The sequence below is a fragment of the Type-E symbiont of Plautia stali genome (assembly GCF_059731115.1).
In genome coordinates, this window is sequence record NZ_AP035906.1 from 598434 (window position 1) to 623586 (window position 25153).

Consider the following 25153-nt stretch of genomic DNA (forward strand, 5'->3'; position numbering starts at 1 on the left):
TGCAAAAGTGTGGCTCAAGGACTAGGCGCCGCATCGGGGAAAAGCGAGAATAGATACACAGTGATTTCTCATCGCGGAGTGCGCAACGCATGATTCATCAGGAACAGTGGCAGCAGTTGGTGGCGATGATCGCTCGCCATACCCCGGAAGATGGCCGCCACTTCAGCCCCATCGATTTTCTCTCTTTTGGCCGAAGCTCCAAACCCACGAGCCTGTCGCACATTGCCACCTGGGCCAGTTTTGCACTGGTGGCGCAAGGGCAAAAAGCATTGCGCATGGGTGAAGACGTGATGCATTACGGACCGGGCGATCTGCTGCTAGTGACGCTGGATATGCCGGTGCAATCCTGCGTGGTGCAGGCCACGCAGGAGAAACCGAATCTGGGCGTCGGGATCACCATCAATGAAACGCGCCTGATGCACTACCTCGAACATTTCCCGCTGCAGCAGATTGGCGCAACGGTAACCAATGAACGTGGGATTACGGTACACAAAGTGGCGCCGCCCCTGGTCGATGCCGTGATCCGCCTGATTGAGCTGTTGGATCAGCCCCAGGATATTCCGGCGCTGGCACCGTTAATTGAGCAAGAGATTTTCTATCGACTCCTTACCGGGCCGGAAGGACCCCGCATCCTCAACATGGCGTTGACGGAGCGGCCGGGCAACAAAGTGGCGCGCGCGGCACGCTGGCTACGTGAAAACTTTCATCAGCCGCTCAAGATGGATCAACTGGCCAGTAGCGTGGGCATGAGCATTTCGTCGCTGCACCATCACTTCAAATCGGTCACGGCCATGACACCAATGCAGTATCAAAAGCAGTTACGTCTTAACGAAGCGCGGCGTTTGATGTTGATTGATAAGTTAGATGCGGGAACCGCAGGGTATCGCGTGGGGTATCAGAGCGCTTCGCAGTTTAGCCGTGAATACAGCCGTTTTTACGGGCAATCGCCGGCTCGTGATGTGCGTATGGTGGCTGTGGGGCCAGAAGGATTGACCCCACAGCAGTAAACGTTACAGCGAGCGTGCCGCTTCCATCGCCAGTGCGAAGGAACGCAGACGGGCTTGCGGGTCGAAAATCTGGCCATTAACCATGATTTCATCGGCCTGCGTTTCGCGCATCAGCGCGGCTAATCCCTGACGCACTTTGTCGCTATCGCCGACAATCGACATGCTCAACGCCTGCTGGACACCGTACTGCTCCGATGGCGACCAGAGGTTATCCATGTTTTCGACAGGTGCAGGCAGCGGGCCCGGTTTGCCCCGGCGCAGATTAATAAATTGCTGCTGCATCGAGGTAAACAGGAAGCGCGCATCGCGTTCGCTATCCGCCGCGACCACGTTGACGCACACCATGGCATAAGGTTTCGCCAGACGCGCAGAAGGCTTGAATTTCTCACGATAGAGATGCAAAGCCTGGAACAACAGGTCCGGTGCAAAGTGGGAAGCAAAGGCGAACGGCAAGCCGAGCTGTGCAGCCAGTTGTGCGCTGTAGAGGCTGGAACCCAATAACCAGACTGGAATTTTTAAGCCTAAACCCGGTACCGGTTGTACCGGAGGATGTTCACCCTCTTCGGCATCAAACCAACGAATCAGTTCTGCTACATCTTCCGGGAAGCTATCCGCCTGGGCGCTGGAGAGATGGCGGCGCAGCGCGAGCATGGTGCGCTGGTCAGAACCTGGCGCACGGCCCAGCCCTAAATCAATACGGCCAGGGTATAAGGATTCGAGCGTGCCAAACTGTTCAGCGATCACCAGCGGTGCGTGGTTGGGCAGCATAATACCGCCAGAGCCGAGGCGCAGAGTTTCGGTATTCGCGGCCAGATAGCCAATCAACACGGAGGTTGCCGCACTGGCGATACCGGTCATGTTGTGGTGCTCAGCGAGCCAGTAACGATGGAAACCAAGGGCTTCAGATTGACGCGCCAGCGCCAGCGAATTGTGGAAAGCTTCGCGCGCAGCAGAACCTTGCGGGATAGGTGCAAGATCCAGCACGGACAGGCGAACGTTTTTTTTCTCAGACATGGGCACTCCAGATAATGATGGCGCAGGTGTTATCAGACCTGCGCCAGTCAGTATTACGCATCATTACCCATATTAAAACTGCTATTAACAGCAGGAATATAGCCGGAATGTGCCTTTACCGTCCGCCTTCAAGCGCCATACCCGCCAAACGACGCCAGTAACCGTTGCATTCACTGCCGCGCGCCATCATCAGCGGCGCTTCACCGGCTTCGTTCGCACGGAAGCGAGCAACCTCTGTTAGCGTGGTTTCATCCTGCGGCGAGAGGCGTACGATGTCGATCCAGTTATGCATGCCGGCCAAATCGTTACCAAGGTTATAACAATAGCCGCTCATGGTCTGGATGCCATTCAACACAAACACCTGTTGGCCCTCCTGTGACAGCACGCGGCGACCAGTGGGATAGTGAATACAGCAAGTTTGACAGTCATCTTTGGCGCGATTTTCGGAACGGGCGGTAAAGCAGCGTGCCGACAGCGCCAGCGGCAGATGGCCATAGCCCAATACCTCCACTTCGAACTTGTCGCGCAGGCCTGCGGCATCGCACTGCTGCAACAGTTGAATCAGCCAGTCGCGCGACATCTCGACCGGTAAACACCAGCGCGTCATACCCTCTTTGAGCAGCAACTGTAGCGTTTGCGCGTTGTAGACGTTAAGCGTCGGCCCGGCGACAAACGGCAGCTTACGTTCGGCTGCCATGTTAACGGTGCCGATGTCGTTGGCTTCCAGCAAAAACTCACCGTTCTCCACATAGCGCCGCAGCTCTTTGACTTCCGAAGGCGACTGCAACAGCGCCAGCGTGCTGAGCACGACCTGTTTACCGTGTTGTGCCAGGTGGCGTGCTAATTCCATCCATTGCTGGAATGAGGTTGCACGACGTTTACTGCATACCGCTTCGCCGAGGTAGATGATGTCAGCAGAGCTGACGGCAGCCTGCTGATAAAAGCGTTCCAGCGTTTCCGTTGGCCAGTACCACAGCACCGGCCCGATGGCATATTTCATAGCATCTCCTCACTGCCAGCTGCGGTGATAGGCACCGAGCGTGGTCTGGCTACCTTCAGAAAGTTCGCCCAACGCGCGCATCCAGGGTTCCTGCACCGCGAATTGCTCGGGCGAGGCCATACAGCGATCAATCGCCTGGCGCCACACTTTTGCTACTTGCGCCACATAAGCCGGACTGCGCTGGCGGCCTTCAATTTTTACCGAAGCGATATTGGCGCGAAGCAACTCCGGCAACAGCGATAAGGTATTCAGGCTGGTGGGTTCTTCCAGCACGTGATAGCGCTGGTCATCCACTTGATAGCGCCCTTTACACAGCGTGGGATAACCGGCGCTCTCATCGGCGCTGTAACGATCAATCAGCACTTCATTCAGGCGTGATTCCATCCCCAGCGGCGTTTGCTGCCAGCGCACGAATTTTGCCGGCGAGCAGGCACCCGCACTGTTGGGTGATTCCCCCGTCAGCCAGGAGGAGAGATAGCAACGGCCTTCCGCCATAATGCACAGGCTGCCAAAGGCAAAGACTTCCAGCGGCACCGGTGTTTCACGCGCCAGCTGTTTAACCTGATGCATCGACAGTACGCGCGGCAACACCACGCGGCTGAGATCGAAATGGCGATGGTAAAAGTGGATGGCCTGCAAATTTGTCGCCGAAGCTTGCACGGAAAGGTGGCGTTCCACCTGCGGATAACGCTGCGCGGCATACTCCAGCGTAGCGATATCGGCGAGAATCAAGGCATCTGCGCCGTTCTGCGCCGCCACATCAATGGCCGTTTGCCAGCGATTCATCCCATCAGGATGGGCAAAGGTATTGATGGCCACGTGCAGCTTGCGGCGATGCTGGTGCAGGAAGCGCGCCGCTTCTGCCAGCTTCTTGTCAGTAAAATTAAGGCCAGCAAAGTGGCGGGCATTGGTGTCATCTTTCAAACCGACATACACTGCATCGGCGCCATGCTCCACCGCCGATTTCAGCGCAGGTAAATTCCCCGCTGGACACAGCAGTTCCATACATTTCCTCCCCCGAATTCCGAAGCGTTAAAGTGTAGGGAAGGCGACAGGCGTGAATGTTGATTTAAGGCAGTGAAAGCGTCAGTCAGCATGCAGAGTGAAGATTATTTAATCAATTCTTCCGCAATTTCCTTGATCTCAGTGGAGGCGAGGGCGCCTGGATGTGGCAATATAGGTAAAATTTTCTGAAGGGATTGTTGATGATGTTTTCGCGCTTACGCGGCCTGATGGTGAAAAAAGGCCCAGAATTCCTTGCCTTACCTATTTCATTCACCCCATTCCCTGTAAAAAAAGTGGTTTTGCAACAACTCTTAAACTGGCAATTTCGTCATGCTTTGTCTGAAGGTGAGTTAGACTTTCTGGAAGGGCGCTTTCTTGGGATTGAGATTGCAGATGTGAATCTGCGCTGGATCACCACCTTGCAGAATGGACGCCTGACCGTTTCACGCGACGCCGAGGCAGATGTCTGGTTCCGCGGTGAAGCCAACGACTTGTTGCTGGTGGCAGCACGCAAAGCAGACCCCGATATGTTGTTCTTCCAACGCCGTCTGGTGATTGAGGGCGACACGGAGCTGGGTTTGGAGGTGAAGAATTTGATGGATGCCATTGAACTGGAGGCCATGCCCACGTCTTTGCGCACGGGGTTGCAGCAGCTGGCTGCCTTTGTTGAGGCAGGAATGAAACAGGACGCGGAGGCCGCTGAGGCGCGCGCGGGGATCTCATGTTGATTCGTACTGAAATTGGTGTGGATGCGGCGGGCATCGACAGCTTATTGAAGCGTAGTTTTGCGACCTCCGCCGAGGCTGAACTGGTGCAGCAGCTGCGTGAAGATGGTTTATTAACGCTTGGTGTAGTGGCCACGGATGATGAAGGGCAGGTATTAGGTTATGCCGCCTTTAGCCCGGTGACCTTACAAGGTGAAGACCGCAATTGGGTGGCGCTGGCGCCTCTGGCGGTGGATGAATCCGTGCGCAAGCAGGGCATTGCCAAACAGCTGGTGTATGAAGGGCTCGATTCCCTGAACGAGTTCAGCTACAGCGCGGTGGTGGTCTTGGGCGATCCCGAATTCTACAACCCGTTGGGCTTCGAACCGGCGGCACGTCACGGCTTGCACTGTCGCTGGCTGGGCAGTGAAGCGGCATTTCAGGTGTATAAATTAGCGGATGATGCATTTACGGGCGCAGAAGGATTAATCGCTTTCTCCGAACCTTTTAATCGTTTCGATTAAACCACGCATTCAGGCATGAAGGCTGCTGCGATACCAGCAGCAGCTTTTGCGTGCGGCTGAGTTGCTTCACCTGATACTCCAGACGAGAAGCGGCTGATCGGTCGCCTGCATCGCAATTAAACACCAGCGTCAGCGGACCTTTGCCACGCAATGCGCGCGCACCTTTCCCGGATTGATGCTGCTGCAGGCGGCGATGAACATCTGTGGTAATGCCTGTATAAAGCATCCCGGCGGCGGTTTGCAGCATATAGAGCTGCCAGCCCTGTTGCATATGACTTTTCCTGTTCAATGGCTGTTGGGCAGTGTAGCGCGCTTAGGCTAGCCTCGCTATCTGCCACATGGAGTTGCATTGTGTCTGACCATTCTCATCTTATTCGTTTTCTTAAAAAACAGCGTGCCCTGTCATTGTGCGCCAGTCATGGCGACGATCTGTGGTGTGCCAACTGCTTTTACGTGCTGGATGAAACACGAATGGCGTTTTGGTTGATGACCGAACCCGATACGCGACACGGCACCCTTATGCAAGCTAATCCGCGCGTGGCGGGGACGGTTAACGGCCAGCCGAAAACCGTGTTGCTAATCAAAGGCGTGCAGTACAGTGGCCGTATTCAGCAGCTTACTGGTGAGCGTGAAGCGCAGGCGCGGCATGCCTACCAGAAACGTTATCCGATTGCCCGCAAGGTTCAGGCACCCTTGTGGGAGATTATGTTGGATGAGCTGAAGATGACTGACAACGCGCTGGGCTTCGGCAAAAAAATCCTTTGGCAGCGCGATAAAACCGGCGAAAGTTAATTTTCCGCGCCCGATCAAACTTACGCTAACTTTGCGTAGCAGATTCCAATAACCTGAATAACACTATGGATTAACCGCCTCACTTCCCGGTGCGGCATTCGTTATTCTGTAGAATACGGAATCTGCTATGACCCAACTTGCATCTTCTGCACCAGCGGCGCGCTTCGCATGGTGGAAACCCTTGCTGTTCCTCGCCGTCGTCGTCATTGGCCTGTGGTACGTCAAATGGCAGCCCTATTACGGCAAAGCCTTCACAGCGGCTGAAACCCATTCAATCGGCAAATCCATTTTGGCGAATGCCGCGGATTCACCGTGGCGCGCGGCGCTGGATTACGCGATGGTTTACTTCCTCGCCGTCTGGAAAGCCGCAGTGCTGGGTGTGATTTTGGGATCGCTGGTACAGGTGCTTATTCCGCGCAACTGGTTGCTTCGCTTAATGGGCAACTCGCGGTTTGGATCGACGCTGATCGGCACCGGTTTAGGCTTGCCGGGCATGATGTGCACCTGTTGTGCCGCGCCAGTGGCGGCGGGGTTGCGTCAGTCGCAGGTGTCGAGCGGGGCGGCGATGGCCTTTTGGCTGGCCAATCCGCTATTAAATCCCGCCACGTTAATCTTTATGGGATTTGTGCTGGGTTGGCACTTCGCGGCGATTCGGCTTGTGGCGGGCGTGATCATGGTGCCAGGCATTGCATCGCTGGTGCAGCGTAGCGTGCCAGAACAAACCATTGCCGCGCCCATGGTGATGGCTGCCGACAGCGAGCAGCCGTTTCTGACTCGCTGGCTGCGCGTGATGTGGCGGCTGTTCTGGAACACCATCCCGCTGTATATCGTTGCCGTGCTGTTATTGGGTGCTGCGCGAGTCTGGCTGTTCCCGCATGCCGATGGCGCAGTGGGCAACACGCTGTTTTGGGTGATGCTGATGGCGATAGCGGGCTGTTTGTTTGTCATTCCCACCGCTGCAGAAATCCCGATTGTGCAGACCATGATGCTGGCGGGCATGGGTATCGCGCCTGCGCTGGCGCTGCTGGTAACCTTACCCGCCGTGAGTGTGCCATCGCTACTGATGCTGCACCGTGCCTTCCCGGCGCGCGCCCTTTGGATCGCGCTGATTGGCGTGGCGCTCAGCGGTATGATCCTCGGTACGATCGCCCTGTGGCTGTCGTAAATACCAGATCTTCTGATTGCGGCTGCCGCGCCATAGCAGCCGCGCATCTTTCTCCGCTTCCACAAACCGGCCATCGATCAGCACATCAATTTCAGCCACCACTTCACGCTGCGCTGCGCTCAGTTCCGCCATTTCATAGCCGGTCCACAGCCAGATATCTTTGTCCGGGCATTCACGCCGCACGCGTTTCACCAGACGACGGATGTGCGGCACATTGTGCGGATGCAGGGGATCGCCGCCGCTGAGCGACAACCCCTGGCGCGGAATGCGCTGATCCTTGAGATCGGCAATCAGCTGCTCCTCCATCTCCAACGTGAACGGTACGCCGGAATCGAGCCGCCAGGTACTTTGGTTATAGCAGCCACGGCACTGATGTTCACAACCCGAGACAAACAACGTGCAGCGGGTGCCCGGCCCGTTGACGATATCGACGGCGTAATAGCGATGAAAACGCATCATCCCAGCTGTCCGGTATCCAGATGTTTGACGCGGCGCTGTACCTCTTCCTGCTTACCGGCATTGAACGGCCGCGCATCAGGGCTGCCCAGATAGCCACAAACACGGCGCGTGACGGAAACCCGTGCCGGATCGTGGTTACCACAGCACGGACAGGTAAAGCCTTTGCTGGTGCAACTGAATTCACCCGTAAAGCCGCATTCGTAGCACTCATCGATGGGCGTATTGGTGCCGTAATAGGGCACGCGGTGATAGCTGTAATCCCACACATCCTCCAGCGCCTTGAGGTTGTGTTGAATATTGGGGTATTCGCCGTAACAGATGAAGCCGCCATTGGCGATGGCGGGATAGGGCGCTTCAAAATCGATCTTGTCGTAGGGATTTACTTTCTTTTCGACGTCGAGGTGGAAGCTGTTGGTGTAATAACCTTTGTCGGTGACGCCCGGCACCACACCAAATTCGGCGGCATCGAGCCGGCAGAAGCGATCACACAGGTTTTCGCTCGGCGTGCTGTACAGGCTAAAACCGTAGCCGGTCTCGTCTTTCCACGCATCCACAGCAGCACGCAGTCGCTGCACAATCGCCACACCTTTTTCCCGCAGGTGCTGCGCATCATACGGATGGACTTCATTGCCGCTCAGCGCGTTCAGCGTTTCATGCAGGCCGATGTAGCCGAGCGAGATCGAAGCACGGCCGTTGCGGAAAATCGCGCCGACTTCGTCATCAGCGTTCAAACGTACGCCACACGCGCCCTCCATGTAGAGAATCGGCGCTACGCGTGCTTTGGTTTTCTCCAGCCGGGCGATGCGCGTCATCAATGCCCGTTTAGCCAGTTCAAGCCGTTCATCCAGCAGCAGCCAGAAATGAGCTTCATTGCCTTTGGCTTCCAATGCAATGCGCGGCAGGTTCAGGCTTATGACCCCAATATTGTTGCGCCCTTCGTGAATCTGCTTACCGTTTTCCTCATACACGCCGAGGAAGCTGCGGCAGCCCATCGGGGTTTTGAACGAACCGGTGACTTCCACCACCTTGTCGTAATTGAGAATGTCGGGATACATGCGCTTGCTGGCACACTCCAGCGCCAGCTGTTTGATGTCGTAGTTAAAATCACCGGGACGACGATTCACCCCTTCGCGGATGGCAAATACCAGTTTCGGGAACACCGCAGTTTTATGGTTTTTCCCCAACCCTGCGATGCGATTACGCAGAATCGACTGCTGAATCAGGCGCGCGGCCCAATCGGTGCCGAGACCAAAGCCAAAGGTGACAAACGGCGTCTGCCCGTTGGCAGTGTGCAGCGTGTTGACCTCATATTCGAGAGACTGGAATGCGTCATAACACTCTTTCTCGGTGCGCACGCGCGCATAGGCTTCCGCATCCGGGATCTGCCACTGCTGTGCCACGGCGCGATGTTTCTCCAGACTAAGCGTCACAAACGGCGCCAGCACTTCATCAATGCGGTTGATGGTGGTACCACCGTAAATATGGCTGGCGACCTGCGCAATAATTTGTGCTGTCACCGCCGTCGCGGTGGCAATGGATTTTGGCGGCTCGATTTCGGCGTTGCCCATCTTGAAGCCGTTGTTCAACATGCCCTGAAGATCGATCAACATGCAGTTAAACATCGGGAAAAATGGCGAATAGTCGAGGTCGTGGTAATGAATCTCGCCGCGCTCATGCGCCAGAACCACATCACGCGGCAGCAGCTGCTGCTGGGCATAATGTTTGGCAACGATGCCTGCCAGCAAATCGCGCTGGGTGGGGATCACTTTGCTGTCTTTGTTGGCGTTTTCGTTGAGCAGCGCGGCATTGGTTTGTTCAACCAGGCCGCGAATGGCGTGATGCAGTTTGCCACGCTGTTCACGGGCTAAATCACGGTCATGGCGATATTCGATATACGCGCGCGCTAGCTGCGGCCAGCGTCCGGCCATCAGCGTCTCTTCCACTGCGCACTGAATGTCACGGATATCGACCTCAATGCGATCGGACAATCGCTGGCTCACTTGCTCTGCGACTTGTGTACACCAACTCGCATCATCAATCTGAGCAGCTTGCGCCGCCGCCTGAACCGCTAGCGCAATACGCTGCGCTTCAAACGGCACTTTACAGCCGTCTCGCTTAATCACCACCGCCGCCATTTTCTCTCCGTGAAACTATATGTAGATATTTGTGCAGAGTGTAATCGCAATATGTGGTGTTTTGGCTGAAATTAATTGCGTTGTTTTTGACCTGCCGCAAAGAAGACATAACGAAGATTGAAAGCCGCACAATGGTAAAGCGGACTAAACTTCAAAAGTTTTAAGCAGACCAAACTTCGAACTTTTACAACTTGATTTGCGATGCGAAGCAGGTTTAATGATTTTTTTTTTGCCTATTTTTGGCCCGTCATTTAATTACAAGGATGCCTTACATGCCTCTGCAACGAACGCTGCTCGCCTGTTGTTTATCCCTGACTTTTTCCGCTGTTGCCGCCCCCGCCTCTGATCTGCCTTTAATGCCCTGGCCGCAAAAAGTGGTGCAGCCTGCCAGCGGCGGCGCATTGACGCTGACACCGCAATTCACGCTGCATATTACGGGCGATCATCTGGAGGGGGCTGAAGCGCGCTGGCGTGCACGTATTTCACGTCAAACCGGTTGGCCGCTGCTGCCCGCCAGTGCGCCGAGCGGCCAGGCCACCATTCAGGTACAAATTGCCCAGGCAGTGGATCCCCTGCCACAGCCGGACAGCGATGAGAGCTATCATCTTGAGGTCAACAGCGGCGGCGTGACGCTAAAAGCCAACACGCGTTTCGGTGCGATGCGCGGCATGGAGACCCTGCTGCAGTTGATTGAGAATAATGAGACGGGAACGCAGATCCCCTACGTCATCATTGACGATAAACCACGCTTCCCGTGGCGCGGGGTGCTGATCGATTCGGCACGCCACTTCCTGCCGATTGAAACGGTGAAGCGGCAGATCGACGGTATCGCCGCAGCGCGAATGAACGTATTCCACTGGCATCTGACCGATGATCAGGGCTGGAGATTTGCCTCCAGCCACTATCCGCAGTTGCAGGAGAAGGCCAGCGACGGCCTTTACTACACGCAGCAACAGATGCGTGATGTGGTGCGTTATGCCACCCAGCGCGGCGTGCGCGTGGTGCCGGAAATTGATGTGCCGGGGCACGCCTCGGCAATCGCGGTGGCGATGCCAGAACTGCTCAGCGCACCGGGCCCGTACCAGATGGAACGCGGCTGGGGCGTGTTTAAACCGCTGCTCGATCCCAGCAACGAAGCGGTCTTCACCTTCATCGATACGCTAATGGGCGAGGTTACGGCGATCTTCCCCGATCCTTATATCCATATCGGCGGCGATGAAGTGGACCCGACCCAATGGAATGACTCGCCGAAAATTCAGCAGTTTATGCGTGACCATGGTCTGAAAGACACGCACGCATTACAGGCGTGGTTCAATCAGCGGGTGGAGAAGATCCTGGAAGCGCATCAACGTCGCATGATTGGCTGGGATGAGGTTTACCATCCGGATCTGCCGAAAAGCATTTTGATCCAGTCCTGGCAGGGACAGGATGCGTTAGGTGAGGTGGCGAAGCACGATTTCCGTGGCATTCTCTCAACCGGTTTCTATCTCGATCAACCGCAAACCGCAGCCTACCACTACCGCAACGAGCCCTGGCCGCAGGGACTCCAGGGTCAGGATCAGATTCAAGCCGACGAGCAAGCGCAGAGCTGGCAGTTCACCATGCCGCGTTTGAAGGGGAGCCCGGTCAAAGGCAGTTTCACTCTGGTGGAAGCTAAAAGCGGCTGGCGTGGCTTTATTGATTTCAGCGGCAAAGCGCGGCGTATGGTGAGTGATATTCGCTGGCTGTCGCCCACGCAGCTGACCTTTAGCGTCGATACCTGGATGGGGCCGGTTCAGCCAATGGTCACTCTGACGCAGGACAAACTGATCGGTTACATGCTGGTGGGCAATGTGCGCTATCCCGCTGAGGGCAGCAAGCTGGCACAGGTGCCGACCGGTATTCAGCCTTCAGTGCCAACGCCTGAGCAAATGCAAAACAACCTGATTGGCGGTGAAGCAGCGCTGTGGGCGGAAAACGTCAACAGCCGGGTAATTGATACGCGTTTATGGCCGCGTGCCTTTGTGGTGGCTGAGCGTCTGTGGTCGGCGAAGGATGTCACCGACAGCGACAACATGTACCAACGCTTAAATGCGGTGGATCGCTGGGGCACGGTGTCGGTGGGATTACAGCAGCATCAGCAGGCGGAGGTGCAGATGATGCGACTGGCCAACACCAGCGATATCACGCCGCTGCGCGTGCTGGCGGAGGTGCTGGAACCGGCGCAGTATTACACGCGTCAGCACCTGAAATTCCAGGCAGGGCACTATGACTATTTCGAGCCGCTCAATCGTCTGGCGGATGTACTGCCTGCCGAAAGCGAACCGGTGCGGTTACTGGATAAACAAGTCGATGCACTGATCGCCAACCGTGAGGATCGCATGGCGGCCAACGTTATTCGTCAGCAGTTACAGCGCTGGCAGAACAACAGTGACGCGGTGATGCCGCTGATTCTGAGCAGCTATCAGCTCAAGCCGCTGCAGCAGCAGGTTCAGCAGGTGGCGCAACTGAGCCGCATGGGCATCGATTTGGTCAATGCGATGCAGCGTAATCAGGCATACGGTGCCAGCGAAGTGGCTGAGATGCGCGCCAAACTGGACGCTGCGGCAGAAGTGCAGGATGAAACGGTGCTGGCGCTGGTCAGGCCGCTGGAGAAGTTGTTGAGGTCGTCTAAATAAACGGATGCGCGACCAATCACGCCGCTACGAGAGGATGGCACACCATGGAATTACGTCGCTACGGGGGTGAAGAGCACGCCATGCATTGATGTCGCTAAGGTGATGTTCTAACACACTCATCGCGCCGCTACAGTTGAGCACAAATTTGTAGCGGCGCAATTTATTGCGCATTGCTTTACTTAACGACGTACGGCAATGGCCTCAATCTCGATCTTCACATCTTTCGGCAGACGCGCGACTTCCACACAAGAACGTGCCGGGAAGCTGGCGTTGTGCTCGGTAAAGAAGGCTTCGTAAGTAGCGTTAACGGTGGCGAAGTCGTTCAAATCTTTCACGAACACGGTGGTTTTCACAATGTCGCCCACTTTCAGGCCAGCGGCTTCCACGATCGCCTTCACGTTCTCCAGTGACTGACGCGCCTGCGCAGACACATCATCTGCCACGGCACCGGTCGCCGGATCAACAGGGATCTGGCCTGAAGTGATGATCATGCTGCCGAGATCCACGCCCTGCACATAAGGGCCAATTGCTGCGGGTGCTTTTTCTGTGCTGATTTCGCGAGACATTGTTTCTCCTTAAAAGTGCGCAGCCGACCTTTGTCAGCCGCGTATTGGTTCGCCCCATTATAGGGACGATAAGCACGATTACCAGTGACCGAGCACCACGTGGCGCGCGAACTCTTTCTCGCAATATTTGCACTTCAGGTGCACATCATCGTCACGCTGTTTCACCGCGAAGCTGCTGAATACTGGCTCACTGCGGCTAATGCAGTTGCTGTTCGGGCAGGTCAGCACACGCTCGACACGATCCGGTAAGGTTGGGGCGATTTTCGCCACCACTTCGTATTCATCAATGCGGTTAACCGTGGCGTGAGGCGCATACACCGCCAGCTGGTTAATCTGATCATCGGTCAGGAAGGTATTCTCGATCTTAATCAAATCCTTGCGCCCCATCTCACCTGAAGGCAGATTCAGTCCAATGGTGATGCGCTGGTCGGTCTCGGTCAGGCGAAACAGCGACAGTAATTTAAAACCGACCTGCGCAGGAATATGGTCGATTACCGTGCCACGCTTGATGGCTTCAACCTGCAATTTATTATCGTGAGTCATCGGTTTCTCCTTACAGGGCCAGTTCGCTATTCAGTACCAGTGCCAGCAGAGCCTGGCGGGCGAAGATGCCGTTGCCCGCCTGCTGGAAATACCAGGCGTGCGGCGTGCTATCGACGTCAGTGGTAATCTCATCAATACGCGGCAGCGGATGCAGCACTTTCATGTTGTCGCGTGCGCCGGCTAAATCGGCCGCGCGCAGGATGAACTGTGCTTTGACGTTGGCGTACTCAGAGGGATCGAGACGCTCTTTCTGCACACGGGTCATATACAGGATGTCGAGTTCCGGCATCACTTCTTCGATGGTGTCGTGGCGCGTCCAGACAATGTTCTGCTCATCCAGCATATCGGTGATGTAGGCCGGCATCGCCAGCGCATCCGGCGCGATAAAGTAGAAACGGTTGCCGGTGAATTTCGCCAGCGCCTGGGTCAGCGAGTGCACGGTACGGCCATATTTCAGGTCACCGACCATCGCCACATTCAGGTTGTCGAGGCGGCTCTGGGTTTCACGGATGGTGAACAGATCCAGCAGGGTTTGCGTCGGGTGCTGGTTGGCACCGTCACCGGCATTGAGAATTGGAATGCCGCTGGAGAATTCAGTCGCCAGGCGCGCGGCGCCTTCCTGCGGATGACGCATCACAATCGCATCGACATAAGTGCTGATCACCGAAATGGTGTCGGCCAGCGTTTCGCCTTTCTTACCGAGCGAAGTATTGCTGCCGTCGGCAAAGCCCACCACTGAAGCACCCAAACGATGCATAGCGGTTTCAAACGACAGGCGGGTGCGCGTCGAGGCTTCAAAGAAGCAGCTGGCGATCACGTTGTGCTTCAGCAGTTCCGGCTGGGGATGAGCCTTGAGCTGGGCAGCGGTGTGTAACACCAGCTCCAGCTCTTCGCGGTTGAGATCGTTAATGGAAATAATGTGCTTGCGATATAGCGGGTTGGCCATAGCGTTCTCCTCTGCGCTGCCGGATTGCGGACAAAAAAAAGCCCCTGCTTAAGGGGCTTTTTTTACGATCAATGGTTGACGGAAAGAAACAGCGGCATCGCCTGTGGTCAGGCGGGGTAGAGCGGCAAATTGTACGCTGCGCTGTTGCATGTTTCCTCCGGCAAATTGTGGCGCATTATACGCATTCACTGATTTGCATCAAGCAGAAATCGCCGCAAGGTAAACGTTTGCTTTATGGGTTACCCAGCGTGGCGACCATCACCGCTTTGATGGTATGCATGCGGTTTTCGGCCTGATCGAAAACGATGCTGTGCGCCGATTCAAACACCTCGTTACTCACTTCCATGCCGTCTTTCAGACCATACTGTTCAGCCATCTGACGGCCCAGCGTGGTTTGATCATCATGGAAGGCGGGCAGGCAGTGCAGGAATTTCACCTGTGGATTGCCGGTCAGCGCCAGCATCGCGCTGTTTACCTGATAGGGACGCAGCAGGGCGATACGCTCTTCCCATACCGATTTCGCTTCACCCATCGACACCCACACATCAGTGTAGATGAAATCCGCACCTTGTACGCCCTCGGCAATCTCTTCGGTCAGGGTGATTTTGCCACCGGTTTTCTGTGCTGCAACGCGACACTGTTCAACCAACTGCTCTTCCGGCCAGCAACCCTTCGGTGCCACCAGGCGCAGGTCCAGCCCTACCAGAGCTGCCGCTTCCAACATGCTGTTGCCCATGTTGTTACGTGCGTCACCCACATATACCAACGTCATATCGCTCAATGGTTTACCTGGCAGATGTTCTTGCATGGTGAGCAAATCTGCCAGCAACTGCGTCGGGTGGAATTCCGTGGTCAATCCGTTCCACACCGGCACACCGGCAAATTCCGCCAGCGTTTCCACCAATTCCTGGCCGAAGCCACGATACTGAATGCCATCATACATGCGGCCTAATACGCGAGCGGTGTCTTTCATCGACTCTTTATGGCCGATCTGGCTGCCGCTTGGGCCGAGGTAAGTGACGTTAGCGCCCTGATCGTATGCGGCAACTTCGAAAGAGCATCGGGTACGGGTCGAGTCTTTTTCGAAGATGAGCGCGATATTCTTGCCTTTCAGGTACTGCGTTTCGGTAGCATTTTTCTTAGCGTGTTTTAATTCACCTGCCAGACTTAGCAGGTCGGCGATTTCAGCGGGGGTGAAATCCAGCAATCTCAGGAAGTGTCTCGAATACAGCTGACTCATACAGCGCTCCAGATGGGGACTAATAATGAATTAAAATTCAATCTAACCGTATGAATATGCATTTTCAACCCCGGCGTTAAGAAACTTTCCGTTTTGTGTAGTGGCGCGCGAGGCAGTGTGGGAAAATAATTGCATTCACGTCGAACATTTTGAGGACACGCACATGGCATATGAAGCATTGCTGGAAGAACAGCGCGAAGAAACCCGCCTGATCATTGAAGAGTTGCTGGAAGACGGCAGCGATCCGGATGCGCTTTACACTATCGAGCATCACCTCTCTTGCAACAACTTCGACTCACTCGAGAAAGTCGCGGTTGAGGCTTTCAAACTGGGCTTTGAGGTGAGCGAGCCAGAAGAGCTGGAGCTGGAAGAGGGTGGCACGGTGATGTGTGTGGATATCCTGAGCGAAGGCGCATTGAAGCCAGAGCTGATTGATGCACAAGTTGAGCAACTGGTGAATCTGGCCGGTAAGTTCAACGTTGATTACGACGGTTGGGGCACTTACTTCGAAGACCCGGACGCGGAAGATGAAGACGACGATGGTGATTTCATCGACGACGAAGAAGACGACGGTGTGCGTCACTAAGTCTTAAACGGGCGGCGCTCGCCGCCCAGAACCACTTCCCCGCCAGATAAAGAACGCCGATGAATTACGCTCCTCTGTTAGAACCCATTTATGACTTCCTGCACTGCCGCACGCCACAAGCGTGGATTGACGAAGCGCGCAAGCCGGAAAACCTGACGCTGTTGTTGACCGATCACATGGTGTGCGAGTTAAAAGCGGCACAAACCGCGGTGTTTATCATTCGTAAGTATGTAGCCGATAAACCCAGTGGCGATGCCATTCTGGCGTGGCTCAAGCCGTACGAAGATTTCATCTACCGCGAAGAGCCAGACAGCAACTTCATTAACGCGCATAAAAATCTGACCAAGAGCATCATTGTGCGTAACGAACTGCCGTGGGCGGATGATTTGGTCGAGATGATGATTCTGCTGATCAAAGAAGAGCTGCATCATTTTTATCAGGTGTGGGAAATCATGCAGTCGCGGGGTTTGCCGTATCGCAAAATCACTGCCAGCCGCTATGCCAAAGGGCTGATTCGTGAAATCCGTACGTTTGAACCTGAAGCGCTGGTGGATAAGCTGATTTGCGGAGCCTATATCGAAGCGCGATCCTGCGAGCGTTTTGCCAGCCTGGCGCCGTATCTGGATGAACAGCTGCAGAAGTTCTATATTTCGCTGCTGCGTTCTGAAGCGCGCCACTATCAGGACTACCTGAAGCTGGCGGAACAAATTTCTGCGAAGGATATTGCACCGCGCGTACAGGCCTTTGGTGCAGCGGAAGCGCGCTTAATCAGCGAGCCGGATGGTGAGCTGCGTTTCCATAGCGGTGTGCCTGCTTACTAAGTTGGGTGCGCAAATCTGCGCACCGCTTTTACATCACAACATCTTCAGCATCCGCACTTCACAATCGCCGTGCCCGGTACAACCCATCGCGTTATCAATCAGCTCAAATCCCAGTGATTCATACAGCTTAATCGCGCGGGTTAGCGTGCCGGTGGTTTCCAGATAGCAGCGACGGAAACCCTGCTGACGCGCATACTCCATCGCCCGCAACGCCAGCGCACGCGCCAGCCCTAAACCGCGCACTTGGGGCAGGAAGTACATCTTCTGCAATTCGCAGATGTCCGGTGCGCTACACGCCAAAGGTGCCACGCCGCCGCCGCCCACAACACGTCCCTCATGCTCGACGATCCAGTAAGCGCTGTTCGCTTCGCTGTACAACTCGAACAGGCGATCCAGATTAGGATCGGACACGGTGTAGCCTTTGTCGGCGGTCAGGCCAAACTCTGCGGAGACATCTCGGATCACTTGCGCAATCAGCGGATTATCGGCCGCAACAATCGGGCGCACCTGTAAATTCAGTGGCGTAGCGGTGGTCATCATTTTCTTCCGGTGTAAAAAAGCCGGGCAGTGCCCGGCTATGATTTAGCAATTGGACTGATGCGCTTACAATGCCGCAATCACGCCCTGCTGTTCAATCAGTTTTGCTTTTGATTGTTCCAGCTCAACGATGCGCTCGCGCTCTTTCGCCACCACCGCTTCCGGTGCACGTGCAACAAAGCCTTCGTTCGCCAGTTTGACCTGGATCTTCTCAATCTCGACATCCAGCTTGGTCAGCTCTTTCGCCAGACGCTCCAGCTCGGCTTCTTTGTTGACCAGATCCGCCATTGGGATCAGCAACTCAGCGCCTTCGACGATCTTGGTGACCGAGACCGGACCTTTCTCGCCCGCAGGCAGAATGGTCAGGCTTTCCAGACGCGCAAGACGTGACAGGAAGCTACGGTTCTCATCGACACGACGCTGCGCGGTTGGCGAGCAGTCACGCAGCAGCACATCCAGCGGTTTACCCGGTGCGATGTTCATTTCAGCACGGATGTTACGCACTGCCACGATCGCCTGCTTGATCCACTCAATGTCCGCTTTGGCTTCCACATCTTCTTTCGCCGCATCAAACTGCGGGAACGGCTGCAGCATGATGGTGTCGTGATCGATATTCTTCAGACCTTTCACACGCTGCCAGATGGTTTCGGTGATGTAAGGAATGATTGGGTGCGCCAGGCGTAAGACCGCTTCCAGCACGGTAACCAGCGTATTACGCGTGCCGCGCAGTTCCGCTTCGCTGCCGTTGCTCATGACTGGCTTGGTCAGCTCCAGATACCAGTCACAGAACTGGTTCCAGGTGAAGTCGTACAGGATGTTGGCAGCGATATCAAAGCGATAGCTGTCCAGCGCTTCACGATAGGCTTTCACGGTGCTGTTGAATTCGGTCAGAATCCAGCGATCCGCCAGTGACAACTTCAGTTCGCCGCCGTTCTGCCCGCAATCATGCTCTTCGGTGTTCATCAGCACGAAACGGCTGGCGTTCCACAGCTTGTTACAGAAGTTGCGATAGCCTTCGAGACGCTTCATGTCCCAGTTGATGTCACGGCCAGTTGAGGCCAGTGCCGCCAGGGTAAAGCGCAGGGCATCGGTGCCTGATGCCACAATGCCGTCCGGGAACTGCTTCTCGGTACGTTTACGGATCTTCTCAGCCAACTGCGGCTGCATCATGTTGCCGGTGCGTTTCTCCAGCAGATCTTCCAGCGAAATGCCGTCGATCATATCCAGTGGATCGATGACGTTGCCTTTCGACTTGGACATCTTCTGGCCTTCTTCATCACGAATCAAACCGGTCATATACACGGTTTTGAACGGCACCTGTGGCTTGCCGTCTCCATCTTTGATGAAGTGCATGGTCAGCATGATCATGCGCGCAATCCAGAAGAAAATGATGTCGAAGCCACTCACCAGCACGCTGGTTGGGTGGAAGGTACGCAGTGCTTCGGTATTCTCTGGCCAGCCAAGGGTCGAGAAGGTCCACAGACCTGATGAGAACCAGGTATCCAGCACGTCGTCGTCCTGGCGCAGTACCACAACGTCAGCCAGGTTATTTTCCTGACGCACTTCGGCTTCAGTACGGCCGACATAGACGTTGCCGTCGTTGTCATACCAGGCCGGGATGCGATGTCCCCACCACAGCTGACGCGAGATGCACCAATCCTGAATGTCACGCATCCATGAGAAGTACATGTTTTCATACTGTTTTGGCACAAACTGGATGTCGCCGTTTTCGACCGCTTCTACCGCAACTTTCGCCAGTGGAGCCGTGCGCACATACCATTGGTCGGTCAGCATTGGCTCGATCACCACGCCGCCACGGTCGCCGTAAGGCACGGTCAGATCGTGTGGTTTGATTTCATCCAGCAGGCCGAGTTCATCAACCGCAGCCACCATGGCTTTACGCGCCGCGAAACGCTCCATTTTCTGGAACTGCGCTGGGATCTCATCGGCGCATTCGTCGCTGACTTCACCGTTGGTGTCGAACACTTCCGCACGCTCGCGGATATCGCCATCAAAGGTCAGGATGTTGATCATTGGCAGCTTGTGACGACGACCGACTTCATAGTCGTTGAAGTCATGCGCTGGGGTGATCTTCACGCAGCCGGTGCCTTTTTCCATGTCCGCGTGCTCATCGCCGACGATCGGAATGCGACGGTTCACCAGCGGCAGGATCAGTTCTTTACCGATCAGATCTTTATAGCGCGGATCTTCCGGGTTCACCGCCACGCCGGTATCGCCCAGCAGGGTTTCCGGACGAGTGGTGGCGACCACCAGATAATCTTTGCCTTCTGCGGTTTTCACGCCATCCGCCAGCGGGTAGCGGATATGCCACATTGAGCCTTTGCTCTCGCGGTTTTCCACTTCCAGGTCGGAGATAGCGGTACGCAGTTTTGGATCCCAGTTCACCAGGCGTTTGCCACGGTAAATCAGATTCTCTTTATACAGGCGCACGAAGACTTCACGCACCGCATTCGACAGGCCTTCATCCATGGTGAAGCGTTCGCGCTCCCAATCCACGGAGTTGCCAAGACGACGCATCTGACGGGTAATAGTGCCGCCAGACTCTGCTTTCCACTGCCAGATTTTGTCGATGAAAGCATCACGGCCGTAATCCTGGCGAGTTTTGCCCTCTTCAGCGGCGATCTTGCGCTCAACCACCATCTGCGTCGCGATACCGGCATGGTCAGTACCTGCCTGCCACAGGGTGTTTTTACCCTGCATACGCTGGTAACGAATCATGGTATCCATGATGGTCTGCTGGAAAGCGTGACCCATATGCAAGCTGCCGGTGACGTTCGGCGGCGGGATCATGATGCAAAAGCTTTCCTGGCTGGTATCGCCATTCGGTTTAAAGTAGCCCTGCTGTTCCCAGTGCTCGTAGAGCGGCTGCTCAATATCTTGCGGGTTATATGTCTTTTCCATTTCTACACTGTCGTTTGCGGCGGAGGTGGCGTCGCCGTATTCAATTGGAAACCAACGCTGCGATAGGCTTTATAGCGGTCGCGCGCCAGTTGTTTTAGGGATTCTTCGTAAGGTACGAAGTCTATCACTTCATGGAAACCAGTAGCAAAATCTGCGAACTTTGGCAGCAGGCTAATCAGCAGGTCACGCGGGGAACTGCCGCGACGCTGCGGCCAGGCTAATTCTACCGGTGCGCCGTAACGCGGGCCTTCACCGGCCAGATTGTGCGGCACAAAGGCGTTGGCGGGGCGCTGCCAGAGCGCTTCATCCAGACGATTAGCTTGGTCTTCATTCTCGCAGGCAATCAGGATGCGTTTGCCGTCACGCCAGCGTGTTTCGGCCAGATCGCACACCAGTGCTTCGATGGCGCTCAGGCCGTCGCTGGCGCTTTCCGACTCCATCACATAGAAAGTGGCGTTTTTCATGGCAAGCTTATTTCCATTAATGACAGTGGGGCGCATTTTGCGCCCCATGAGTTCATACGTCTATCTTTGAACCGCGATTAATCGTCGCCGTTCAATCCTGCGCGGTTCAACAGGAACTGCGACAGCAGCGGAACCGGACGACCGGTGGCGCCTTTGGCTTTGCCAGAACGCCATGCGGTACCGGCGATATCCAGGTGCGCCCAGTTAAATTTACGGGCAAAGCGTGCGAGGAAGCAGGCTGCGGTGATAGCACCACCCGGGCGACCACCAATGTTTGCCATATCGGCAAAATTGGATTCCAGCTGCTCCTGATACTCATCCGCCATCGGCAGACGCCAGGCGCGGTCACCCGCTTGCTCGGAGGCGCTGATCAGCTCATGCGCCAGCGGATTATGGTTCGACATCAAACCGCTGACGTGATGGCCGAGCGCAATCACGCAGGCACCGGTCAGGGTCGCGACGTCAATCACCACTTCTGGCTCGAAGCGCTCCACGTAAGTCAGCGCGTCGCACAGCACCAGACGGCCTTCCGCATCGGTATTCAGCACTTCAACGGTCTGGCCTGACATGGTGGTCAGCACATCGCCTGGACGCATCGAACGACCATCCGGCATGTTCTCACAACCCACCAGTACGCCGACGACGTTCAGCGGCAGATTGAGTTCCGCCACCATGCGCATCACGCCGTACACGGACGCCGCGCCGCACATGTCGTACTTCATTTCATCCATCGAATCGGCAGGTTTGATCGAGATACCACCGGAATCGAAGGTCAGGCCTTTACCGACCAGTACAATCGGACGCGCTTCTGGCTCGGTACTGCCTTTGTATTCAATCACCGACATCAATGATTCGTTGTGTGAACCGGCCCCGACCGCCAGATAAGCGTTCATGCCCAGCTCTTTCATCTGCTGTTCGCCGATGACACGCGTGGTGACATTTTTGCTGTAAGCATCTGCCAACTGGCGCGCCTGTGACGCCAGATACGCGGCGTTACAAATATTTGGCGGCATATTGCTGAGGTCTTTGGCGGCTCTGACGCCCGCTGCCACCGCTAAACCATGCTGAATCGCACGTTCACCGCTGGTGAGTTCACGACGGGTTGGCACGTTGAACACCAGCTTGCGCAGTGGACGGCGCGGTTCAACTTTATTGCTTTTCAGCTGATCGAAGTTGTAGAGCGCTTCTTTTGAGGTTTCAACCGCCTGGCGGACTTTCCAGTAAGTGTTACGCCCTTTAACATGCAGTTCGGTCAGGAAGCACACCGCTTCCATCGAACCCGTGTCGTTCAGCGTATTGATGGTCTTCTGAATCACCTGTTTATACTGGCGTTCATCCAGCTCGCGCTCTTTACCGCAGCCGATCAACAGGATGCGTTCAGACAGGATGTTAGGCACATGGTGCAGCAGCAATGTCTGACCGACTTTGCCTTCCAGTTCACCGCGGCGCAGCAGGGCGCTGATGTAGCCCTCGCTGATTTTATCCAGCTGTTCAGCAATGGGTGACAAACGGCGCGGTTCGAAAACGCCCACAACAATGCAGGCGCTACGCTGTTTTTCCGGGCTACCGCTTTTTACACTGAACTCCATGCACTCTCCTGAATCTTAAAGACAACGGCCTTAGCTGTCGTTAGAATGTAGCGCGTTCGTAACCCATTATTTTTAGCGGCGCCATGACAATTTAACGCCGACGGTCATAATGAGATGTGGTGGCAATGTGTTGTTTTTTCACCACCCTAACGCGTTCGTCATACTATTTTAGCTACGATGACGGCCATTGATGAAGAAAAATGGCTGATAAGCGTTGAAACTAGCGATTTTCCTGCAAAAAGACAAGTTATCACAGGCGTACTAAGCGTGATCATCATTAGATATCTGGTTCGGGAAACGCTCAAAAGCCAGCTGGCTATCCTGTTCATCCTGCTACTGATCTTCTTTTGCCAGAAGTTAGTCAGGATTTTGGGTGCAGCGGTGGATGGCGAGATCCCAACAAATCTGGTTCTGACATTGTTAGGACTTGGCGTGCCTGAAATGGCACAACTTATCCTGCCCCTAAGCTTGTTTCTGGCGATTTTAATGACCCTTGGGCGGCTGTACACCGAAAGTGAGATCACGGTGATGCATGCCTGCGGCTTGGGGAAAAGCGTGCTGGTCAAGGCCGCGATGATCCTGATGCTGCTGACTTCCGCGGTGGCGGCGGTTAACGTCATCTGGTTAGGGCCATGGTCATCGCGTTATCAGGACGAAGTGACGCAAAATGCCAAAGCCAACCCCGGTGCGGCAGCGTTGGCGGCGGGCCAGTTCCAGACCTCCAGTGACGGTAATACCGTGCTGTTTGTTGAGAACGTCAAAGGCAACACGTTTGGTAACGTGTTCCTGGCGCAGCTGCGTCCGAAGGGCAATGCGCGTCCATCCGTGGTCGTCGCCGACAGCGGTCATATGGAGCAGCGCAAAGACGGCTCACAAGTGGTGACGCTGGATAAAGGCACGCGCTTTGAAGGTACCGCGATGCTGCGCGATTTCCGCATCACTGACTTCACCAACTATCAGGCGCTGGTGGGCTATAAAGAAGCCACGCTCGATCCGAATGATGCCGATCAGGCGAGTATTAGCACGCTGTACCAAAACAAAACGCCGCAGTTCCAGGCCGAGTTCCACTGGCGTCTAACGCTGGTGTTTGCGGTGCTGGTGATGGCGTTGATGGTGGTGCCGCTCAGCGTGGTCAACCCTCGTCAGGGGCGTGTGCTATCAATGCTGCCTGCTATGCTGCTGTATCTGATCTTCTTCCTGCTGCAGAGTTCGTTACGTTCTAACGCAGCGAAAGGCAAGTTCGATCCCGCGATTTGGATGTGGGTAGTGAACCTGGCTTATCTGGCGCTGGCCGTGATGTTGAACCTGTGGGATACGGTACCGATGCGACGCATTCGTGGTCGCTTTAGTCGTGGAGGATCGCAGTAATGTTTAAGGTCCTTGACCGCTATATCGGCAAAACCATCTTCAACACCATCATGCTGACGTTGTTCATGCTGGTGTCGCTATCGGGCATTATCAAATTTGTCGATCAGCTACGTAAAACCGGGCAGGGTGCCTACACCGCACTCGACGCCGGTTACTACACGCTGCTCAGCGTGCCGAAAGATATTGAGATCTTCTTCCCGATGGCCGCACTCTTAGGTGCATTGTTGGGCTTGGGAACGCTAGCGCAGCGCAGCGAGCTGGTGGTGATGCAGGCATCGGGCTTTACCCGTATGCAGGTGGCGCTGGCGGTGATGAAAACCGCGATTCCGCTGGTGCTGTTGACCATGGCTATCGGCGAATTTGTGGCACCGCAGGGCGAGCAGATGGCGCGTAACTACCGTGCGCAGCAGCTGTACGGCGGCTCGCTGATGTCGACGCAGAATGGGCTGTGGGCGAGAGACGGCCATGACTTTATCTACATCGAACGCATCAAAGGCGACAATGAGATTGATGGCGTCAGCATTTACACCTTCACCGACCAGCGTCGTCTGCTCAGCGTGCGTTATGCCGCCAGTGCGACCTGGAACAAGGACAAGAAGTTGTGGCAGCTGTCGCAGGTAGATGAGTCCAACCTGAGTGATGCGAAACAGATTACCGGTTCGCAAAGTCTGGGCGGGGAGTGGAAAACCAACCTGACGCCTGACAAACTCGGCGTGGTGGCGCTGGATCCGGATGCGCTGTCCATTAGCGGTCTGTACAACTACAGCAAATACCTTAAGCAGAGTGGCCAGGTGTCAGGGCGTTATCTGCTGAACATGTGGGGTAAAATCTTCCAGCCGCTTTCCGTGGCGGTGATGATGCTGATGGCGTTGTCGTTTATCTTTGGTCCGCTGCGTAGCGTGTCGATGGGCGTGCGCGTGGTGACGGGTATCAGCTTCGGCTTCCTGTTCTACGTGCTGGACCAGATCTTCGGTCCGCTGAGTCTGGTGTATGGCATCCCACCGATTCTGGGAGCGCTATTGCCGAGTGCCGCGTTCTTTGCCATCAGCTTGTATCTGCTGATGAAGCGCAGTTGATGGTTCAGGGATAGCCTGCTGCTATCACCAAAA

General features: G+C 55.4%; 23 protein-coding genes and 1 pseudogene. 10 read left to right on the plus strand and 14 right to left on the minus strand.

Annotated features, from left to right (window positions below):
* Positions 1 to 89: 89 nt before the first annotated feature.
* Positions 90 to 1007: an AraC family transcriptional regulator gene (locus AC6I8L_RS02645; protein WP_058959443.1), complete on the plus strand. Its 918-nt coding sequence runs from the start codon at positions 90 to 92 to the stop codon at positions 1005 to 1007.
* Positions 1008 to 1010: 3 nt separating this feature from the next.
* Here AC6I8L_RS02645 and AC6I8L_RS02650 read toward each other — a convergent pair whose 3' ends face one another.
* From AC6I8L_RS02650 to ubiU, 3 genes are all read right to left on the minus strand, one after another.
* Positions 1011 to 2021, minus strand: a complete 1011-nt coding sequence (locus AC6I8L_RS02650) for a luciferase-like monooxygenase (RefSeq protein ID WP_034826498.1) — start codon at positions 2019 to 2021, stop codon at positions 1011 to 1013.
* A gap of 115 nt (positions 2022 to 2136) precedes the next feature.
* A complete protein-coding gene (locus AC6I8L_RS02655; protein ID WP_058959442.1) occupies positions 2137 to 3021 on the minus strand; it encodes a U32 family peptidase in 885 nt (294 codons plus the stop codon).
* A 9-nt stretch (positions 3022 to 3030) separates the two neighbouring features.
* Positions 3031 to 4026: a ubiquinone anaerobic biosynthesis protein UbiU gene (gene ubiU, locus AC6I8L_RS02660; protein ID WP_058959441.1), complete on the minus strand. Its 996-nt coding sequence runs from the start codon at positions 4024 to 4026 to the stop codon at positions 3031 to 3033.
* Positions 4027 to 4229: 203 nt separating this feature from the next.
* On the opposite strand from ubiU, the gene ubiT reads away from it, so the two are divergent.
* Both ubiT and AC6I8L_RS02670 read left to right on the plus strand, forming a co-directional pair.
* Complete coding sequence (ubiT, locus tag AC6I8L_RS02665; RefSeq protein ID WP_058959461.1) at positions 4230 to 4754, plus strand: ubiquinone anaerobic biosynthesis accessory factor UbiT; 525 nt, start codon at positions 4230 to 4232, stop codon at positions 4752 to 4754.
* The gene (locus AC6I8L_RS02670) at positions 4748 to 5254 is read left to right on the plus strand and encodes a GNAT family N-acetyltransferase (protein WP_034826492.1); all 507 of its coding nucleotides are present in this window, start codon (positions 4748 to 4750) and stop codon (positions 5252 to 5254) included. The genes ubiT and AC6I8L_RS02670 overlap by 7 nt, the downstream gene beginning before the upstream one ends.
* Here AC6I8L_RS02670 and AC6I8L_RS02675 read toward each other — a convergent pair.
* Positions 5238 to 5525: a GIY-YIG nuclease family protein gene (locus AC6I8L_RS02675; RefSeq protein WP_058959440.1), complete on the minus strand. Its 288-nt coding sequence runs from the start codon at positions 5523 to 5525 to the stop codon at positions 5238 to 5240. The genes AC6I8L_RS02670 and AC6I8L_RS02675 overlap by 17 nt on opposite strands.
* Before the next feature lie 80 nt (positions 5526 to 5605).
* On the opposite strand from AC6I8L_RS02675, the gene AC6I8L_RS02680 reads away from it, so the two are divergent.
* Together AC6I8L_RS02680 and AC6I8L_RS02685 are read left to right on the plus strand one after the other, a co-directional pair.
* Positions 5606 to 6046: a YhbP family protein gene (locus tag AC6I8L_RS02680; protein WP_058959439.1), complete on the plus strand. Its 441-nt coding sequence runs from the start codon at positions 5606 to 5608 to the stop codon at positions 6044 to 6046.
* A gap of 127 nt (positions 6047 to 6173) precedes the next feature.
* The gene (locus AC6I8L_RS02685) at positions 6174 to 7211 is read left to right on the plus strand and encodes a permease (RefSeq protein ID WP_058959438.1); all 1038 of its coding nucleotides are present in this window, start codon (positions 6174 to 6176) and stop codon (positions 7209 to 7211) included.
* On the opposite strand, the pseudogene nrdG reads toward AC6I8L_RS02685, so the two are convergent.
* Positions 7206 to 7670 (minus strand): annotated as a pseudogene (gene nrdG, locus AC6I8L_RS02690) (anaerobic ribonucleoside-triphosphate reductase-activating protein); the annotation flags it as partial. The gene AC6I8L_RS02685 and the pseudogene nrdG sit on opposite strands and share 6 nt — an antisense overlap.
* Positions 7667 to 9805: an anaerobic ribonucleoside-triphosphate reductase gene (gene nrdD, locus AC6I8L_RS02695; protein ID WP_058959436.1), complete on the minus strand. Its 2139-nt coding sequence runs from the start codon at positions 9803 to 9805 to the stop codon at positions 7667 to 7669. The gene nrdD and the pseudogene nrdG, both read right to left, overlap by 4 nt.
* A gap of 272 nt (positions 9806 to 10077) precedes the next feature.
* Here nrdD and AC6I8L_RS02700 point away from each other — a divergent pair, with 272 nt between their 5' ends.
* Positions 10078 to 12462, plus strand: a complete 2385-nt coding sequence (locus AC6I8L_RS02700; protein WP_058959435.1) for a beta-N-acetylhexosaminidase — start codon at positions 10078 to 10080, stop codon at positions 12460 to 12462.
* Between the two features lie 179 nt (positions 12463 to 12641).
* Here the strand turns inward: AC6I8L_RS02700 and ridA are convergent, their stop codons facing one another.
* The 4 genes from ridA to argF all read right to left on the minus strand — a co-directional run bounded on the left by ridA (position 12642) and on the right by argF (position 15757).
* On the minus strand, positions 12642 to 13028 hold the full coding sequence (ridA, locus tag AC6I8L_RS02705) for a 2-iminobutanoate/2-iminopropanoate deaminase (RefSeq protein WP_034826478.1): 387 nt from the start codon (positions 13026 to 13028) through the stop codon (positions 12642 to 12644).
* Between the two features lie 78 nt (positions 13029 to 13106).
* Positions 13107 to 13571 (minus strand): aspartate carbamoyltransferase regulatory subunit, encoded by a 465-nt coding sequence (gene pyrI / locus AC6I8L_RS02710; protein ID WP_034826475.1) that lies wholly within the window; start codon positions 13569 to 13571, stop codon positions 13107 to 13109.
* 10 nt (positions 13572 to 13581) lie between these two features.
* Complete coding sequence (pyrB, locus tag AC6I8L_RS02715; RefSeq protein WP_034826472.1) at positions 13582 to 14517, minus strand: aspartate carbamoyltransferase; 936 nt, start codon at positions 14515 to 14517, stop codon at positions 13582 to 13584.
* Positions 14518 to 14749: 232 nt separating this feature from the next.
* Positions 14750 to 15757 carry an ornithine carbamoyltransferase gene (gene argF, locus AC6I8L_RS02720; RefSeq protein ID WP_058959434.1) on the minus strand — a complete coding sequence of 336 codons (1008 nt, stop codon included), beginning with the start codon at positions 15755 to 15757 and terminating at the stop codon, positions 14750 to 14752.
* 163 nt (positions 15758 to 15920) lie between these two features.
* Between argF and rraB the strand changes: the two genes are divergently transcribed.
* The gene (gene rraB / locus AC6I8L_RS02725) at positions 15921 to 16343 is read left to right on the plus strand and encodes a ribonuclease E inhibitor RraB (RefSeq protein ID WP_034826466.1); all 423 of its coding nucleotides are present in this window, start codon (positions 15921 to 15923) and stop codon (positions 16341 to 16343) included.
* Positions 16344 to 16402: 59 nt separating this feature from the next.
* Positions 16403 to 17164, plus strand: a complete 762-nt coding sequence (gene miaE, locus AC6I8L_RS02730) for a tRNA isopentenyl-2-thiomethyl-A-37 hydroxylase MiaE (protein WP_058959433.1) — start codon at positions 16403 to 16405, stop codon at positions 17162 to 17164.
* A gap of 33 nt (positions 17165 to 17197) precedes the next feature.
* Here miaE and AC6I8L_RS02735 read toward each other — a convergent pair whose 3' ends face one another.
* The 4 genes from AC6I8L_RS02735 to pepA all read right to left on the minus strand — a co-directional run bounded on the left by AC6I8L_RS02735 (position 17198) and on the right by pepA (position 22676).
* The gene (locus AC6I8L_RS02735) at positions 17198 to 17704 is read right to left on the minus strand and encodes a GNAT family N-acetyltransferase (RefSeq protein WP_374754031.1); all 507 of its coding nucleotides are present in this window, start codon (positions 17702 to 17704) and stop codon (positions 17198 to 17200) included.
* Between the two features lie 63 nt (positions 17705 to 17767).
* Entirely contained in the window at positions 17768 to 20623 is a 2856-nt protein-coding gene (locus tag AC6I8L_RS02740) for a valine--tRNA ligase (protein ID WP_058959431.1), read from the minus strand.
* A gap of 2 nt (positions 20624 to 20625) precedes the next feature.
* Positions 20626 to 21087: a DNA polymerase III subunit chi gene (locus tag AC6I8L_RS02745; RefSeq protein ID WP_058959430.1), complete on the minus strand. Its 462-nt coding sequence runs from the start codon at positions 21085 to 21087 to the stop codon at positions 20626 to 20628.
* 77 nt (positions 21088 to 21164) lie between these two features.
* On the minus strand, positions 21165 to 22676 hold the full coding sequence (gene pepA, locus AC6I8L_RS02750; protein ID WP_058959429.1) for a leucyl aminopeptidase: 1512 nt from the start codon (positions 22674 to 22676) through the stop codon (positions 21165 to 21167).
* 267 nt (positions 22677 to 22943) lie between these two features.
* Between pepA and lptF the strand changes: the two genes are divergently transcribed.
* Both lptF and lptG read left to right on the plus strand, forming a co-directional pair.
* Positions 22944 to 24044 (plus strand): LPS export ABC transporter permease LptF, encoded by a 1101-nt coding sequence (lptF, locus tag AC6I8L_RS02755; protein ID WP_058959428.1) that lies wholly within the window; start codon positions 22944 to 22946, stop codon positions 24042 to 24044.
* Positions 24044 to 25120, plus strand: a complete 1077-nt coding sequence (lptG, locus tag AC6I8L_RS02760; RefSeq protein WP_058959427.1) for an LPS export ABC transporter permease LptG — start codon at positions 24044 to 24046, stop codon at positions 25118 to 25120. Before lptF ends, lptG begins: the two co-directional genes overlap by 1 nt.
* Positions 25121 to 25153 lie beyond the last annotated feature (33 nt).